This window comes from Rhodanobacter sp. T12-5, assembly GCF_008329435.1.
Classification (GTDB): Bacteria; Pseudomonadota; Gammaproteobacteria; order Xanthomonadales; family Rhodanobacteraceae; genus Rhodanobacter.
Genome location: NZ_NPKN01000002.1, coordinates 795,481 through 808,923 on the forward strand (window position 1 = coordinate 795,481; position 13,443 = coordinate 808,923).

Consider the following 13,443-nt stretch of genomic DNA (forward strand, 5'->3'; position numbering starts at 1 on the left):
GCACGAGCCTGCTCAATTTTTGTGGAACACCAGCTGTCCAGCCTCGGCGGCGACATTGACCGTATCACCGGGCTGGAAGTGCCCTTCCAGGATCTGCCGCGCCAGCGGATTCTCCAATTGCTGCTGGATTGCGCGCTTCAGCGGCCTGGCACCGTACACCGGGTCGAACCCCGCATTCCCGAGCAGGGCCAGCGCATCGTCGCCGACCTCCATCTTCAGCTGGCGCTCGGCCAGGCGCTTCTCCAGATAAGCCAGCTGGATCCGGGCGATCGCACGGATCTGCGTCTTGTCCAGCGGGCGGAACACCACCAGCTCGTCCAGCCGGTTGATGAACTCGGGGCGGAAGTGCGCCTGCACCACGCCCATCACCGACGCCTTCATCTGGGTGTACTGCTCCTCCGCGTCGCCGCCTTCGCTGTTCTCGGCCGCATCCTGGATCATCTGCGAGCCGAGGTTCGAGGTCATCACGATGACGGTGTTGCGGAAGTCCACGGTACGGCCCTGGCCGTCGGTGAGGCGACCGTCGTCGAGCACCTGCAGCAGGATGTTGAACACGTCCGGGTGCGCCTTCTCCACCTCGTCCAGCAGGATCACGCTGTACGGCCGGCGCCGCACCGCCTCGGTGAGATAGCCGCCCTCCTCGTAGCCCACATAGCCCGGAGGCGCGCCGACCAGCCGGCTCACCGCGTGCTTCTCCATGAACTCGCTCATGTCGATGCGCACCATCGCATCGGTGGTGTCGAACATGAACTCGGCCAGCGCCTTGCACAGCTCGGTCTTGCCCACGCCGGTGGGGCCGAGGAACAGGAACGAGCCATTCGGCCGGTTCGGATCGGACAGGCCGGCGCGCGAGCGGCGGATCGCATCGGACACCGCATGCACCGCCTCGTCCTGGCCGACCACGCGCTTGTGCAGCTCATCCTCCATGTGCAGCAGCTTTTCGCGCTCGCCCTCGAGCATCTTGCTGACCGGGATGCCGGTCCAGCGGCTGACCACCTCGGCGATCTCCTCGGCGGTGACGCGGGTCTGCACCAGCTTGAAATCCTGCGTCTCGGCGGCCTGCGCCGCGGCGAGCTGCTTCTCCAGTTCCGGCAGCTTGCCGTACTGGATCTCGCTCATCTTCGCGTAGTCCTGCGCGCGCTGCGCGGTGTCCAGATCCTGCCGCGCCTGCTCGATCTGCTCCTTCACCCGGGTCGTGCCCTGCAGCGCGGCCTTCTCGGACTTCCATATCTCGTTCAAGTCGGAGAACTCGCGCTCCAGCTTGCCGATGTCGGTTTCCAGATCGGCCAGGCGCTGCTTCGATTCGCTGTCCTTCTCCTTCTTCAGCATCTCGCGCTGGATCTTCAGCTGGATCAGCCGGCGCTCCAGCCGATCGAGTTCCTCCGGCTTGGAGTCGATTTCCATGCGGATGCGCGAGGCGGCCTCGTCCATCAGGTCGATCGCCTTGTCCGGCAGCTGGCGGTCGGCGATGTAGCGGTGCGACAGCGTGGCCGCGGCGACGATCGCCGGGTCGGTGATCTCGACGCCGTGGTGCACCGCGTAGCGTTCCTTCAACCCGCGCAGGATCGCGATGGTGTCCTCGACACTCGGCTCGCCCACGAAGACTTTCTGGAAGCGCCGCTCCAGCGCGGCGTCCTTCTCGATGTACTTGCGGTATTCGTCCAGCGTTGTGGCACCGATGCAGTGCAGCTCGCCGCGCGCCAGCGCGGGCTTGAGCATGTTGCCGGCGTCCATCGAGCCCTCGCCCTTGCCGGCGCCGACCATGGTGTGCAGCTCGTCGATGAACAGGATCACCCGGCCCTCCTGCTTGGACAGGTCGCTGAGCACGGCCTTGAGCCGTTCTTCGAACTCGCCGCGGAATTTCGCACCGGCGATCAGCGCGCCCATGTCCAGCGCCAGCACGCGGCGATCGCGCAGGCCTTCGGGCACTTCGCCCTTGATGATGCGCTGGGCCAGACCCTCGACGATGGCGGTCTTGCCCACGCCGGGCTCGCCGATGAGAACGGGGTTGTTCTTGGTGCGCCGCTGCAGCACCTGGATGGTGCGACGGATTTCCTCGTCGCGGCCGATCACCGGATCGAGCTTGTTGTGCTCGGCGCGCTCGGTCAGGTCGATGCAGTATTTTTCCAGCGCCTGGCGCTGCTCCTCGGCGTTTTCGCTCTGTACCTTCTCGCCGCCGCGCAGTTTCTCGATCGCCGCTTCGAGATTCGGCTTGGTCGCACCTGCCGCTTTCAGCGCGGCGCCCAGCTCGCCCTTGTCGTCCAGCGCCGCCAGCACGAACAGTTCGCTGGCGATGAACTGGTCGCCGCGCTGCTGCGCCAGCTTGTCGGTGAGGTTGAGCAGGCGGTTGAGGTCGTTGCCCAGGTTGATGTTGCCCTCCTGCCCGCTTACCTTCGGCAACCGTTCCAGCATGTCGTTGACGCGCTGCTGCAGCGCCGGCACGTTGACCTGGGCCTGGGTCAGCATCGGCGCGGTCGAGCCGCCCTGCTGGTTGAGCAGCGCCGCCATCACGTGCACCGGCTCCAGCATGTTGTTGTCGCGACCCACGGCCAGCGACTGCGCGTCGGCCAGCGCCTGCTGGAAACGCGAGGTGAGTTTGTCCATCCGCATGTCGATGTTCCCGCCTGGTGATTGCGTCCGAGAATTTGACGGCAGCCCCGTCACTGGCTGCAAGAATGCGGGCGCTGCCTGGCGAATCAAGCTCGCCGCATTGACGGCCTGCATGAAGCTCAAGGTGATTTTCACATTCGATTTGTTAGGGTGACGGCGATGTCAACGGCTATCCCCGCCAACGCTTCCGCGACCTCCGCTACGCTGCCGCCCCCCCCGCTGCCCGACGTCAGCGCGCGCTGGGCGATCTTTCTCGACGTCGACGGCACCCTGCTCGATTTCGCCGACGACCCCCTGGACGTACAGCCCGGCGCGTCGCTGCTGACACTGCTGCATGCGCTGTATCGGGTACTCGACGGCGCGCTGGCCCTGGTCAGCGGCCGCGAACTTGCCGACCTCGATCGCCTGTTCGCCGCCTCGCACTGGGCCGCCGCGGGACTGCACGGACTGCAATTGCGGCACGCCGATGGCAGCTGTCGCGACTTCGCGGTCGCTCCCGCGCAGCATGCGCACCTGCACGCCGTGGCGCGCACGCTGGCCGCCCGCTTCGATGGCGTGCAGGTGGAAGACAAGCATGCCGCGGTGGCCCTGCATTGCCGTCGCGCCCCGGCGCAGCTGCCGGCCCTGCAACAGGCCGCAACCGCCGTGATGGCGCAGTTGCCCGGCTACGAGCTGCAACCGGGCAACCTGGTGCTGGAGTTCAAACCGACCGGTATGGACAAGGGCCGGGCCGTCATGGAGCTGCTGCAGCACGCGCCTTTTGCTGACCGCCGACCGGTCTATCTCGGCGACGACCTCACCGATGAACACGCGTTCGCCAGCGTCAATAGCCGGCGCGGACTCAGCGTACGCGTAGGCATGCGCGAGCCCAGCCTGGCCGAATTCACGTTGCCTGGCCCCGCCGCGGCGGAGGCTTGGCTGATCCGCGTCCTGGACGCGCTGACGCACGGAGCTCCCACCCATGCCCGACTCCCTCAAGGAGACCCCACCGGCCAGCCTTGAACTTGGCGTGATCGGCAACGGCAGTGTCGCCGCCCTGATCGACAAGCAGGCGCGCATCGTCTGGTGCTGCCTGCCGCGATTCGATGCCGACGCCAGCTTCTGCGCCCTGCTTTCGCCGACCATCGAAGGCGGCGACTGGGCAATCGAACTGGAGGATGTCGAGCGTGCCGAACAATTCTACCTGGCCAACACGGCGGTGCTGGTGACGCGCCTGTTCGACCGTCAGGGCGGCGCCGTCGAGATCACCGATTTCGCACCACGGCACCGATCGAATGGACGTCTGTATCACCCCGAGATGCTGACGCGCCGGGTTGCCCCGATCAGCGGATCGCCACGCATCCGCATTCGGATGCGCCCTCTGTGCGACTACGGCGCGCACACTGCGAAGACCACCTCGGGCAGCAACCACATCCGCTACCTGCTCAGCGACGTGGTGCAGCGCTTGACCTGTGACGTGGCCACGCCGCTGATCGAACGCGGGTTGGCCTTCGGACTCGACCGGCCCGCGCATTTCGTGTTCGGCCCGGATGAGACCCTCAACGTCAACGTGGGCGATTTCGTCCATCTGGCGCTGGAGCGCACGCTGGACTACTGGCGCGAATGGGTGCGCTACCTGTCGATTCCCTACGAGTGGCAGGCCGCGGTGATCCGTGCGGCGATCACGCTGAAGTTGTGCCAGTACGAGGCCACCGGCGCGATCGTTGCCGCGCTGACCACCTCGATCCCGGAATCGGCCGGCACTGCGCGCAACTGGGATTATCGCTATTGCTGGCTGCGCGATGCCGCCTTCACCGTGCGCGCACTCAATCGGCTCGGCGCCACACGCACGATGGAGGAATACATCCGCTACACCTTCAACCTGGTCGCCAACAAGGACACCACCGAACTCGGCCCGGTGTTCGGCATCACCTTCGAGGACGAACTTCCCGAGCGCCAGGTGGGCACGCTCAAAGGCTATCGCGGGATGGGTCCGGTGCGGGTCGGCAACGACGCCTGGCGGCAGCGCCAGAACGACGTCTACGGCTCGGTAGTGCTCGCCTCGGCCCAACTGTTCTTCGACTGCCGGCTCGAACATCGCGGCGACGAGGTGACCTTTCGCCGGCTCGAACGGATGGGCACGATGGCACTTCGCATGGCCGAGCAGACCGACGCGGGGTTGTGGGAATATCGCGGCCGCGTCGCCGTGCATACCTATTCCGCCGCGATGTGCTGGGCCGCCTGCGACCGCCTGGCGCATATCGCCACCGAACTGGGGCTGGACGAGCGCGCGCGCTACTGGCACGAGGAAGCCGTGCAGCTGCATGCCCGGATCGAGGCCCGCGCATGGAACGAGCAGCTCGGCCATTTCGTCGATGCCTACGACGGCGAACACCTGGACGCCAGCCTGCTGCTGCTTGCCGACATCGGCTTTCTCGAAGCCACCGACCCGCGCTTCGTCGCCACTGTCGACGCGATCGGCACGGCGCTGGGCCGAGGTGACTACCTGTTCCGCTACATCGCTCCGGACGACTTCGGCGCGCCGGAAACCAGCTTCAACATCTGCACGTTCTGGTACATCGAGGCGCTCGCCGCCACCGGCCGCAAGGAACGGGCGCGGGCGATGTTCGAGCACATGCTGAAGCAGCGCAACGCGCTGGGCCTGCTGTCCGAGGACATCGCGCCGGGCAGCGGCGAGCACTGGGGCAACTACCCGCAGACCTATTCGCTGGTCGGCCTGATCCAGGCCGCGATGCGGCTGTCGCGGCGCTGGGAGGACGCGCTGTGATGGCGGCCGCGAAAGGTGCGGGCGGCCGCCTGGTGGTTGTCTCCAACCGGGTTGCCCTGCCACGCCAGAGCGCGCCGGGCGGACTCGCCTCGGCGTTGCAGGCGGCGCTGCGCGAAAGCGGCGGTCTGTGGTTCGGATGGAGCGGAAAGCTCGCCGCGGAGACCGCGGCCGAAGTACATCGGCTGCATGACGCAAAGGTCGACTACGCCACCGTCGACCTCTCGCGCGCCGACCACGACGACTTCTATACCGGCTTTGCCAACGGCACGCTGTGGCCGATGCTGCACTACCGGCCGGACCTGGTCGACTACCAGCATAGCCATCTGGACGGCTATCTGCGGGTGAACGAGATTTTCGCCGACAAGCTGCGCCAGCTGATCCGGCCCGACGACGTCATCTGGGTACACGACTATCACCTGATCCCGCTGGCGGCGATGCTGCGCAAGCGCGGCGTACGCAACCGCATCGGCTTTTTCCTGCACACGCCATTGCCGGCGGCCGGCCTGCTGATCGCGCTGCCCAACCACCTCGAGTTGCTGGAAACACTGGCCAGCTACGACCTCATCGGCGTGCATACGGCGCGCGACCTGCGCGCGCTGGAGGACTATTTCCTGCACGAAGCCGGCGCCACCATGCGGCTCGGTGGCCGCATGCGCTCGGCCAGCGGTCGCCTGTTCCGTGCCGCCGTCTTCCCTATCAGCATCGATACCAGGGGAATCGCCGAAGCCGCCGGCAAAGCCGAATCGAACAAGGAGATAGGCCAATTGCGCGACAGCCTGATCGGTCGCTCACTGATCATCGGAGTCGATCGGCTGGATTATTCCAAGGGACTTCCGGAACGCTTCCAGGCTTACGCGCGCCTGCTCGAAGGCGCTCCCGAACTGCACCGGCATGTCACCTTCCTGCAGATCGCGCCGCCATCGCGCGGTTCGGTACTGGAATACCGGCAGATCCGGCGCGAGCTCGAGCGCAGTGCCGGCCACATCAACGGCAAGTATGCCGCACCCGACTGGGCACCGATCCGCTACATCAACAAATCGTTTCCGCACCGCCTGCTGAGCGGCTACTACCGCACCGCGCGGGTGGGCCTGGTGACGCCACTGCGCGACGGCATGAACCTGGTGGCCAAGGAATACGTGGCCTGCCAGAACCCGGCCGACCCCGGCGTGCTGATCCTGTCGCGCTTCGCCGGCGCCGCGCAGGAACTGACCGACGCCTTGCTGGTGAATCCCGCCGACACCGAGGAGGTCGCCGATGCCCTGCAACGCGCACTCAAGATGCCGCTGACCGAGCGCCGCGATCGCTGGAGGGCGATGATGGGCGTGCTGCTGCAAAATGACATCACCGTCTGGCGCAACGCCTTCCTGCAGGCTCTGACCGACGCGCGAAACGTTCGCGCCGGGGGTGGCCCGGAAGGTGTCCCGCACTGACTTTCGGCACTGTTGGCTGAAACGCTGCAGACCGTATCCTAAGCAGTTAATTTCGGGTTATCGACATGATAACGTCCGGCATCGCCTGACGGCTTTCGACCGGCACCCATGTCGCCCGATCCTGGCTCGACCCTCGCGTCTCCGAACCTCGATCTCGAAACCGCGAGGCAACTCCAGCGCGCCGGCCGTTCGGCTGAAGCGGAACAAGCTTTCCACCATGTGCTCGCGAGCCAGCCGGAACACGTCGAAGCGCTGCGTTTCCTGGCAGGCGCAGCGTTGAGGCGTGGTGCCGCCGGTGACGCCGTCGACCTGCTCAATCGCGCCGCCAATGTCGATCGCACCGACATCGGCACCCTGATGGAACTTGGCATGGCTTATCGGGTTGCCGAGCGCATGGACGCCTCGCGCTACGTACTCGAACGGGCACTGGAACTGAGCGAGGGTCGAAACACTACCGTGCGACTGCTGCTGGCCAACGTGCTTGAGTTGGACCAACGCCCGGAACTGGCCCTGCCGCACTATTTCCGGGCGATCCTGGATGCGCAGCATGCAGCCAGCTGGTTAAGCGACGAGACCACCGAGCCCGGGCTGCGCCCCCTGGTCCGGCACGCGATGCACCAGGTGGCCGAAGGCCGGCGGGCGCTGTTCGAAGGTGTGCTGCAACCCTGGCGGCAAAACGCCGATACACCGCTGACCCGCATCGATCGGGCGCTTGCCTGCTACCTTCGCGATTGCAGCGAGACACCCGCCGATCCGCGCCAGCGAGCAGGCCTGCTTTATGTTCCAGGCCTCGGTGCGTCCCCCCGGGTCGATTGTCGCGATCTTGCATGGCTGCCTGACCTGCTCGCGCGCGTGGACACGGCGACGACGGAGGTCGAAAGCTGCGTCGCCCTGCCCTCGCCGTCCGACCGGGTCGGCGACATGACACCCGACCGAAGTTCCGATGCCGGCGGACCGATCGCACACGACGGCATCGCGCCGCCGCGCGAACGCCAGATCGACATATATCGCTGCGGCACCTTGCGCGAGTCAATTCGCCGCCTCGCGCCACAGCTGATTGCAGCCATCGCCGATACCCCGCTGCTGCGCATTCCGCGGCATGCCCCCGATGCAGCGATCGTCGTGCTGCCGGCAGGCGTGCGCACGCCGACCCGGCACGGCTGCAGCAATTCGCGCTGCAGCGTCGTCGTCAACCTGCCTGACAGCAGTGGTGTCGATGTCATCGCCGGCGGCGAGACGCATCGCCTGCCGGCGGGTGCCGGCATGGTGTTCGATGCCAGTTACGGCATCGGGTATGGCAATGACGGCGAGTCGGAAGCACGCGTGCTGGTCTTCGACATCTGGCACCCGGGTCTGGCTCCCGTTGAGCAACAGGCGCTGGGTGCGCTGATCGCCGCCATCGTCGATTTCGATATACGCCTGCAGGAACTGGCCTGAGATGAACACCGCGACTGCGCAGGTTTCCGCCACCCGCGACCTTGCACGTTATGTGCAGTGGTTCGACCACGCGCTGGACGCCGATTTCTGCCGCCGCCTGATCGAGTCGTTCGACGAACTCGAGCGCTTCCAGATGCGCAACGACCGCGGCGCCATCAACGCACTGCCATCGAGCGCATGGACCGAACTCAATGTGAGCAAACTTGCCGATGCGTCTTTCGAGGCGCTGTTTCGGCAGCAGACGCTGCAGTACCTGGATCGCTACAACGAGCGGGTTCGACTGACCTTGCCGATACCACCGCGCAACCGGCTGGAGAACCTGAGAATCAAGCGTTATCTGGCGGATCGGGACGACCAGTTCCAGCCACATTTCGACGCGCTCGACTACACCTGCAACCGCTACATGGTGTTTCTCTGGTATCTCAACGACGTGGCCGAAGGCGGCCAAACCGAGTTCTGCGATCTGGACCTGCGTGTCGACGCACGCGCCGGACGCCTGCTGATGTTCCCGCCTTACTGGATGTACCAGCATGCCGGCTTGCCGCCACGCTCAAGCGACAAGTACATCATCTCGACCTACCTGCTGTTTTGATCTCCCGCTAAGGCTGGAGCCAGACCAGACTGGCGAAGCGGCCACTCGCGGCACCATCCCGGCGGTAGGAATAAAAACGCTGGTCGGCCAGCGTATCGAAGCCACCACCGTAGATCCGCGTCACGCCCGCCGCCGCGAGCCGTTGCCGGGCCAGGGCCGCCAAATCGCAAAGCCAGTGATCGGGCCGCGTCGGCACGAAGCAGCCGGCCGCTGCCGGGTCGTGTGCAATGAACGCGGCACGCACGTCCGCCCCCACTTCGTAGGAGGCCGCCCCGATGCACGGTCCCAGCCACGCCAGCAATCGCGCGCATGGCGCCTGCAGCTGGGTCAGCGTCGCTTCCAGCACGCCATTGGCCAGCCCGCGCCAGCCCGCATGCGCCGCGCCGATCTCGCTGCCGTCATCGGCACAGAACAACACCGGCAGGCAATCGGCGGTGAGGATCGACAGCACCGTACCGGGGATGTGCGACACCGCCGCGTCCGCCTGCGGCTCGTCCGCACTGGGCAACGGCCCCAGTTCGGCCACGCTGACGCCGTGGACCTGGTGCAGCCAGCGCGGTACGGCGGGCAACCCCAGCGCCTGCTGCAGCGCGCTGCGATTGGCCTGCACCGCGTCGACCGAATCGCCGCTGCGCAGGCCGAGGTTGAAGCGCTCGTAGGGTGATGTCGAGACGCCCGGTCCGTGGCGGGTGGTGATTGCCGCGTGCACCTGCGGCGGAGCGGGCCAATCGGGGAAGATCCAGGTATCGGTCATGGTTTCCGGGGAATGGGGCGCGGAGAATGCAAAGCATCGCACACCCGGCGTGGCCATTCCCCAGCGCGCGTTCGCTCAATAATGATCCGTGCCGTGCTCGGCCAGATCCGTCCGCAGCGCCTCGATCAGTGCTCGTTGATCGGCCGGCCGCTCGGCCTCGAACGACAGCGCTTCGCCGGTGGCCGGATGGATGAACGACAGTTTTTCGGCATGCAGCGCCTGCCGACGGAAACCCCGCAGCGTGGCGATCAGTTCCGGCGAGGCGCCCTTGGGCAGTTTCAGGCCGCCGCCGTACAGCGGATCGCCGACCAGCGAATGGCCGGCATGCGCCAGGTGCACGCGGATCTGGTGGGTGCGGCCGGTTTCCAGCTGACATTGCAGCAGGCTGTGCGCGCGGAAGCGCTCGCGCAGCCGGTAATGGGTCACCGCGCGCTTGCCGTCCTCCTCGTCGCGCACGGCCTGGCGCAACCGATCGCCCATGCTGCGACCGATCGGCGCATCCACCGTGCCGCCGGCCACCAGCGTACCCAGCACCACCGCCTCGTACTGGCGCTCCACCTCGTGACGCGACAGCAGATCGACCAGCGCGGTGTACGTCGGCAATGTCCTGGCCACCACCATCAGGCCGGAGGTGTCCTTGTCCAGCCGATGCACGATGCCGGCACGCGGCAGTTCGGCCAGCTTCGGGTCGTGGTGCAGCAATGCGTTCAACAAAGTACCGGCCGGATTGCCGGCGCCGGGGTGGACCACCAGTCCGGCAGGCTTGTTCAGCACCAGCAGGTGGTCATCCTCGTGCACGATCGTCAGCGCGATGTCCTCTGGCGCGCTGGCAACCTCGTTTTCCAGCTCCACCCGCAGCCGCACCTGTTCGCCACCGCGCAGCAGCTGGCGTGGCGGCGCCGATACGCCGTCCAGCGTCACGGCGCCGGATTTGATCCAGCCACTGAGCCGCGAACGTGAATAATCCGGGAACATCTCGGCCAAAGCCTGGTCGAACCTCCGACCCGCGGCGCTCAGCGGCACCTCCCCTTCGTGCCGGATGGTAGTCATGCCGCCCTCCACGGGCGGCGGCCGGTTTCGGCTATCATGCCTTTTCGCTCAAACATCTGAATTCTTTCCCATGCGTGTAATCAAGTTGCCGATGTTCAAATCGCCTGCGCTGAAAATGCTCGCCGTCGTGGCGCTCGCCATCACGATGAGCGCCTGCTCCATGTTCGGCCACAAGCGCGAAACCATCGACACGATGCCGGTGGATGCGCTGTACAACAAGGCCCACGGCTGGCTGGAAAACTCCAGTTACGCCGCCGCGACGAGGGCCTACCAGCGCCTGATCGCGCGCTTTCCTTCTGGCGTGTACAACGAGCAGGCCCAGCTCGACTTGGCCTATTCGCAATACAAGGACAACCAGCCGGACGACGCGCTTTCCACCATCAACCGCTTCATCAAGACATATCCGGCCAACCCGCACGTCGATTATGCCTATTACCTGCGCGGCCTGATCAATTTCGACCGCACCAGCGGCGTGGTCGAACGCTACATCAATCGCACCGGTGCGCAGAGCCGTCGCGACCAAGGTTACAACCTGCAGTCGTTCGACGACTTCTCCGAATTGTCGCGGCGCTTTCCCGACAGCGCCTATACCGCCGACGCGCGCCAGCGCATGATCTACCTGCGCAACGTGCTGGCGCAGTACGAAATCAACGTGGCCGAGTTCTACCTGCGCAACAAGGCCTACGTGGCCGCGGCCGATCGCGCGCAATATGTGATCGAGCACTATCAGCAGGCGCCGCAAACCGGTGACGCGCTGGCGATCCTCAGCCGCAGCTATCTGGCCCTGCAGCAAAAGCCGCAGGCCGACCAGGTCCGCCAGGTATTGGCACTGAACTACCCGAACCATCCTTACCTGAGCGACGCCAAATGGCCGCATCCGCCATCCACGCTGCGCAAGATGGTGCCGTTCTCGGGTCACCACTGAGCACTCCCGAGGGGACGAAAGAAAAAGCCGGCGAGCAACGCCGGCTTTTTTTGTGCTTTCATTTGCCGCGCATGACGGTGGGAGCGACTTCAGTCGCGATGCCCTTTGGTTGTCCTCGGCAAGGGAATCGCGACTGAAGTCGCTCCCACAAAGCCGTCACCTCCAGCCTGAAGTGATCGGGTAGCGACGTTCACGGCCGAATGCGCGCGTGGTCACCCGCGGCCCTGGCGCCGACTGCCGACGCTTGAACTCGTTCAGCAGTACCAGCCGAACCACACGGCGCACCGTGTCCGCATCGAAACCCTGAGCGACGATATCCGCCTGCGACTGTTCGCCTTCGATGAAACGCGCCAGGATCGCATCGAGCTCGTCGTACGGCGGCAGCGAATCCTGGTCGGTCTGGTTGTCGCGCAATTCGGCCGAGGGCGGACGGTCGATGACTTCTTCCGGGATGGGGGAACGGGATTTCGGGATTCGCAGAAGCGCGGTGTCGCGAAATTGCGGCTCTTCCCGGCTTTCGACAGCCGAAGGGCTGGTCATCCCGGCCGTATTGCGCCAACGCGCCAGCCGATACACCACCGTCTTGTAGACATCCTTCAGCGGCGCGTAAGCACCGCACATGTCACCGTACAGCGTGGCGTAGCCAACCGCCATCTCGCTCTTGTTGCCGGTCGCCAGCAGCAGCCGGCGATGCTTGTTGGACAGCGCCATCAGCATCACACCGCGGATGCGCGACTGCAGGTTTTCCTCGGTTGTGTCGGCACCCTTGCCGGCGAACGCGGGCGTCAGCGCATCCACGAACGACTCATAGGTCGCCTCGATCGAGATCACGTGATAGTCCACGCCCAGTTGCTCGGCCTGCGCGCGCGCACCGTCCAGAGATAACTGCGAGGTGTAGCGCGTAGGCATCATGACCGCGGTGACGCGTTGCGCGCCCAGCGCGTCGACCGCCAGCGCCAGCGTCAAGGCGGAATCGATGCCGCCGGACAGACCCAGCAACACGCCGTCGAAACCGTTCTTGTCGATGTAGTCGCGAGTACCGCGCACCAGCGCCGCGTACAGCGTTGCCTCGATCGAGCTGTCGGCGGCAAGCGGCCAGTTTTCGGCCGACAGCGTACGCGTGGCCGGATCGAATTCGGCCCACAGCAGCGCATCGACGAAGGCCGGCGCGCGCGCCGCGATCGAGCCGTCGCCGTTCACCAGCATCGAGGCGCCGTCATAGACCACCTCGTCCTGACCACCGACCAGGTTGAGATAGGCGATCGCACAACCGGTCTCGCGCGCACGCGCCTGCAGCACTGCCGCGCGCTCGGCCTGCTTCGCCTCGTCCCACGGCGAGGCGTTGACCACCACTACCAGCTCCGCACCGGCGGCGGCAGCCTGTGCCATCGGCTCCGGCTGCCACACGTCCTCGCAGATCAGCAGGCCCACGGTGACGCCGTCGATCACCGTGGTGACCGACTCGTGGCCGGGGCGGAAATAGCGCTTGTCGTCGAACACGCCGTAGTTGGGCAGGGCCTGCTTGTGGGCCGTGCACTCCACCCGGCCGTCACGCAACAGGCTGGCAGCGTTGAACACCTCGCCCTCGCTGTGCGGATGGCCGACCAGCGCGGCGATGCCATGGGTCGCCGCGGCCAGCGCGGCAAGCTGGCTGTCGCAGGCGGCTAGGAAACTCGGCCGCAGCAGCAGGTCTTCGGGCGGGTAGCCGCTCAAGGTGAGCTCGGGAAAGGCCACCAGCGCGGCACCGCCGGTGCGCGCCTGCGCGATCAAGTCACCGACCCTGGCGGCATTCGCCGCCACCGCGCCGACGGAAAAATCGTGTTGGGCCAGAGCCAGACGCAGCTTTGCCATGACGGCGTGCATTCCTTGGGGTTATCC

General features: G+C 66.0%; 11 protein-coding genes. 7 read left to right on the forward strand and 4 right to left on the reverse strand.

The window, feature by feature from the left end:
- Nucleotides 1–12 precede the first annotated feature (12 nt).
- Nucleotides 13–2,610, reverse strand: coding sequence for an ATP-dependent chaperone ClpB (clpB, locus tag CIW53_RS07775; protein ID WP_149364098.1), 2,598 nt, complete (start codon nt 2,608–2,610; stop codon nt 13–15).
- Here clpB and CIW53_RS17650 point away from each other — a divergent pair.
- The 6 genes from CIW53_RS17650 to CIW53_RS07800 all read left to right on the forward strand — a co-directional run bounded on the left by CIW53_RS17650 (nt 2,591) and on the right by CIW53_RS07800 (nt 8,836).
- On the forward strand, nt 2,591–2,764 hold the full coding sequence (locus CIW53_RS17650) for a hypothetical protein (protein WP_172969610.1): 174 nt from the start codon (nt 2,591–2,593) through the stop codon (nt 2,762–2,764). The genes clpB and CIW53_RS17650 overlap by 20 nt on opposite strands.
- A gap of 5 nt (nt 2,765–2,769) precedes the next feature.
- A complete protein-coding gene (otsB, locus tag CIW53_RS07780) occupies nt 2,770–3,612 on the forward strand; it encodes a trehalose-phosphatase (protein ID WP_149364099.1) in 843 nt (280 codons plus the stop codon).
- Complete coding sequence (locus CIW53_RS07785; protein ID WP_149364100.1) at nt 3,572–5,377, forward strand: glycoside hydrolase family 15 protein; 1,806 nt, start codon at nt 3,572–3,574, stop codon at nt 5,375–5,377. Before otsB ends, CIW53_RS07785 begins: the two co-directional genes overlap by 41 nt.
- Nucleotides 5,377–6,807: an alpha,alpha-trehalose-phosphate synthase (UDP-forming) gene (gene otsA, locus CIW53_RS07790; protein WP_149364101.1), complete on the forward strand. Its 1,431-nt coding sequence runs from the start codon at nt 5,377–5,379 to the stop codon at nt 6,805–6,807. Before CIW53_RS07785 ends, otsA begins: the two co-directional genes overlap by 1 nt.
- 108 nt (nt 6,808–6,915) lie before the next feature.
- Nucleotides 6,916–8,244 (forward strand): tetratricopeptide repeat protein, encoded by a 1,329-nt coding sequence (locus CIW53_RS07795; RefSeq protein ID WP_149364102.1) that lies wholly within the window; start codon nt 6,916–6,918, stop codon nt 8,242–8,244.
- A 1-nt stretch (nt 8,245) separates the two neighbouring features.
- A complete protein-coding gene (locus CIW53_RS07800) occupies nt 8,246–8,836 on the forward strand; it encodes a 2OG-Fe(II) oxygenase (RefSeq protein WP_149364103.1) in 591 nt (196 codons plus the stop codon).
- A gap of 7 nt (nt 8,837–8,843) precedes the next feature.
- Here CIW53_RS07800 and pgeF read toward each other — a convergent pair whose 3' ends face one another.
- Nucleotides 8,844–9,590: a peptidoglycan editing factor PgeF gene (pgeF, locus tag CIW53_RS07805; protein WP_149364104.1), complete on the reverse strand. Its 747-nt coding sequence runs from the start codon at nt 9,588–9,590 to the stop codon at nt 8,844–8,846.
- A gap of 75 nt (nt 9,591–9,665) precedes the next feature.
- On the reverse strand, nt 9,666–10,640 hold the full coding sequence (gene rluD / locus CIW53_RS07810; protein ID WP_149364105.1) for a 23S rRNA pseudouridine(1911/1915/1917) synthase RluD: 975 nt from the start codon (nt 10,638–10,640) through the stop codon (nt 9,666–9,668).
- Nucleotides 10,641–10,710: 70 nt separating this feature from the next.
- On the opposite strand from rluD, the gene CIW53_RS07815 reads away from it, so the two are divergent.
- Entirely contained in the window at nt 10,711–11,565 is an 855-nt protein-coding gene (locus CIW53_RS07815; RefSeq protein WP_149364106.1) for an outer membrane protein assembly factor BamD, read from the forward strand.
- Nucleotides 11,566–11,721: 156 nt separating this feature from the next.
- On the opposite strand, the gene CIW53_RS07820 is transcribed toward CIW53_RS07815, so the two are convergent.
- Nucleotides 11,722–13,416 carry an NAD+ synthase gene (locus CIW53_RS07820; RefSeq protein WP_149364107.1) on the reverse strand — a complete coding sequence of 565 codons (1,695 nt, stop codon included), beginning with the start codon at nt 13,414–13,416 and terminating at the stop codon, nt 11,722–11,724.
- Between the last annotated feature and the right edge of the window lie 27 nt (nt 13,417–13,443).

What these genes read in the sequence shown, in the direction of transcription:
- CIW53_RS07820 (WP_149364107.1), bottom strand. Translation starts at nt 13,416, where the DNA reads ATGGCAAAGCTGCGTCTGGCTCTGGCCCAACACGATTTTTCCGTCGGC.
- CIW53_RS07800 (WP_149364103.1), top strand. Translation starts at nt 8,246, where the DNA reads ATGAACACCGCGACTGCGCAGGTTTCCGCCACCCGCGACCTTGCACGT.
- otsA (WP_149364101.1), top strand. Translation starts at nt 5,377, where the DNA reads ATGGCGGCCGCGAAAGGTGCGGGCGGCCGCCTGGTGGTTGTCTCCAAC.
- CIW53_RS07815 (WP_149364106.1), top strand. Translation starts at nt 10,711, where the DNA reads ATGCGTGTAATCAAGTTGCCGATGTTCAAATCGCCTGCGCTGAAAATG.
- CIW53_RS07785 (WP_149364100.1), top strand. Translation starts at nt 3,572, where the DNA reads ATGCCCGACTCCCTCAAGGAGACCCCACCGGCCAGCCTTGAACTTGGC.
- rluD (WP_149364105.1), bottom strand. Translation starts at nt 10,640, where the DNA reads ATGACTACCATCCGGCACGAAGGGGAGGTGCCGCTGAGCGCCGCGGGT.
- CIW53_RS07795 (WP_149364102.1), top strand. Translation starts at nt 6,916, where the DNA reads ATGTCGCCCGATCCTGGCTCGACCCTCGCGTCTCCGAACCTCGATCTC.
- clpB (WP_149364098.1), bottom strand. Translation starts at nt 2,610, where the DNA reads ATGCGGATGGACAAACTCACCTCGCGTTTCCAGCAGGCGCTGGCCGAC.
- otsB (WP_149364099.1), top strand. Translation starts at nt 2,770, where the DNA reads ATGTCAACGGCTATCCCCGCCAACGCTTCCGCGACCTCCGCTACGCTG.
- pgeF (WP_149364104.1), bottom strand. Translation starts at nt 9,590, where the DNA reads ATGACCGATACCTGGATCTTCCCCGATTGGCCCGCTCCGCCGCAGGTG.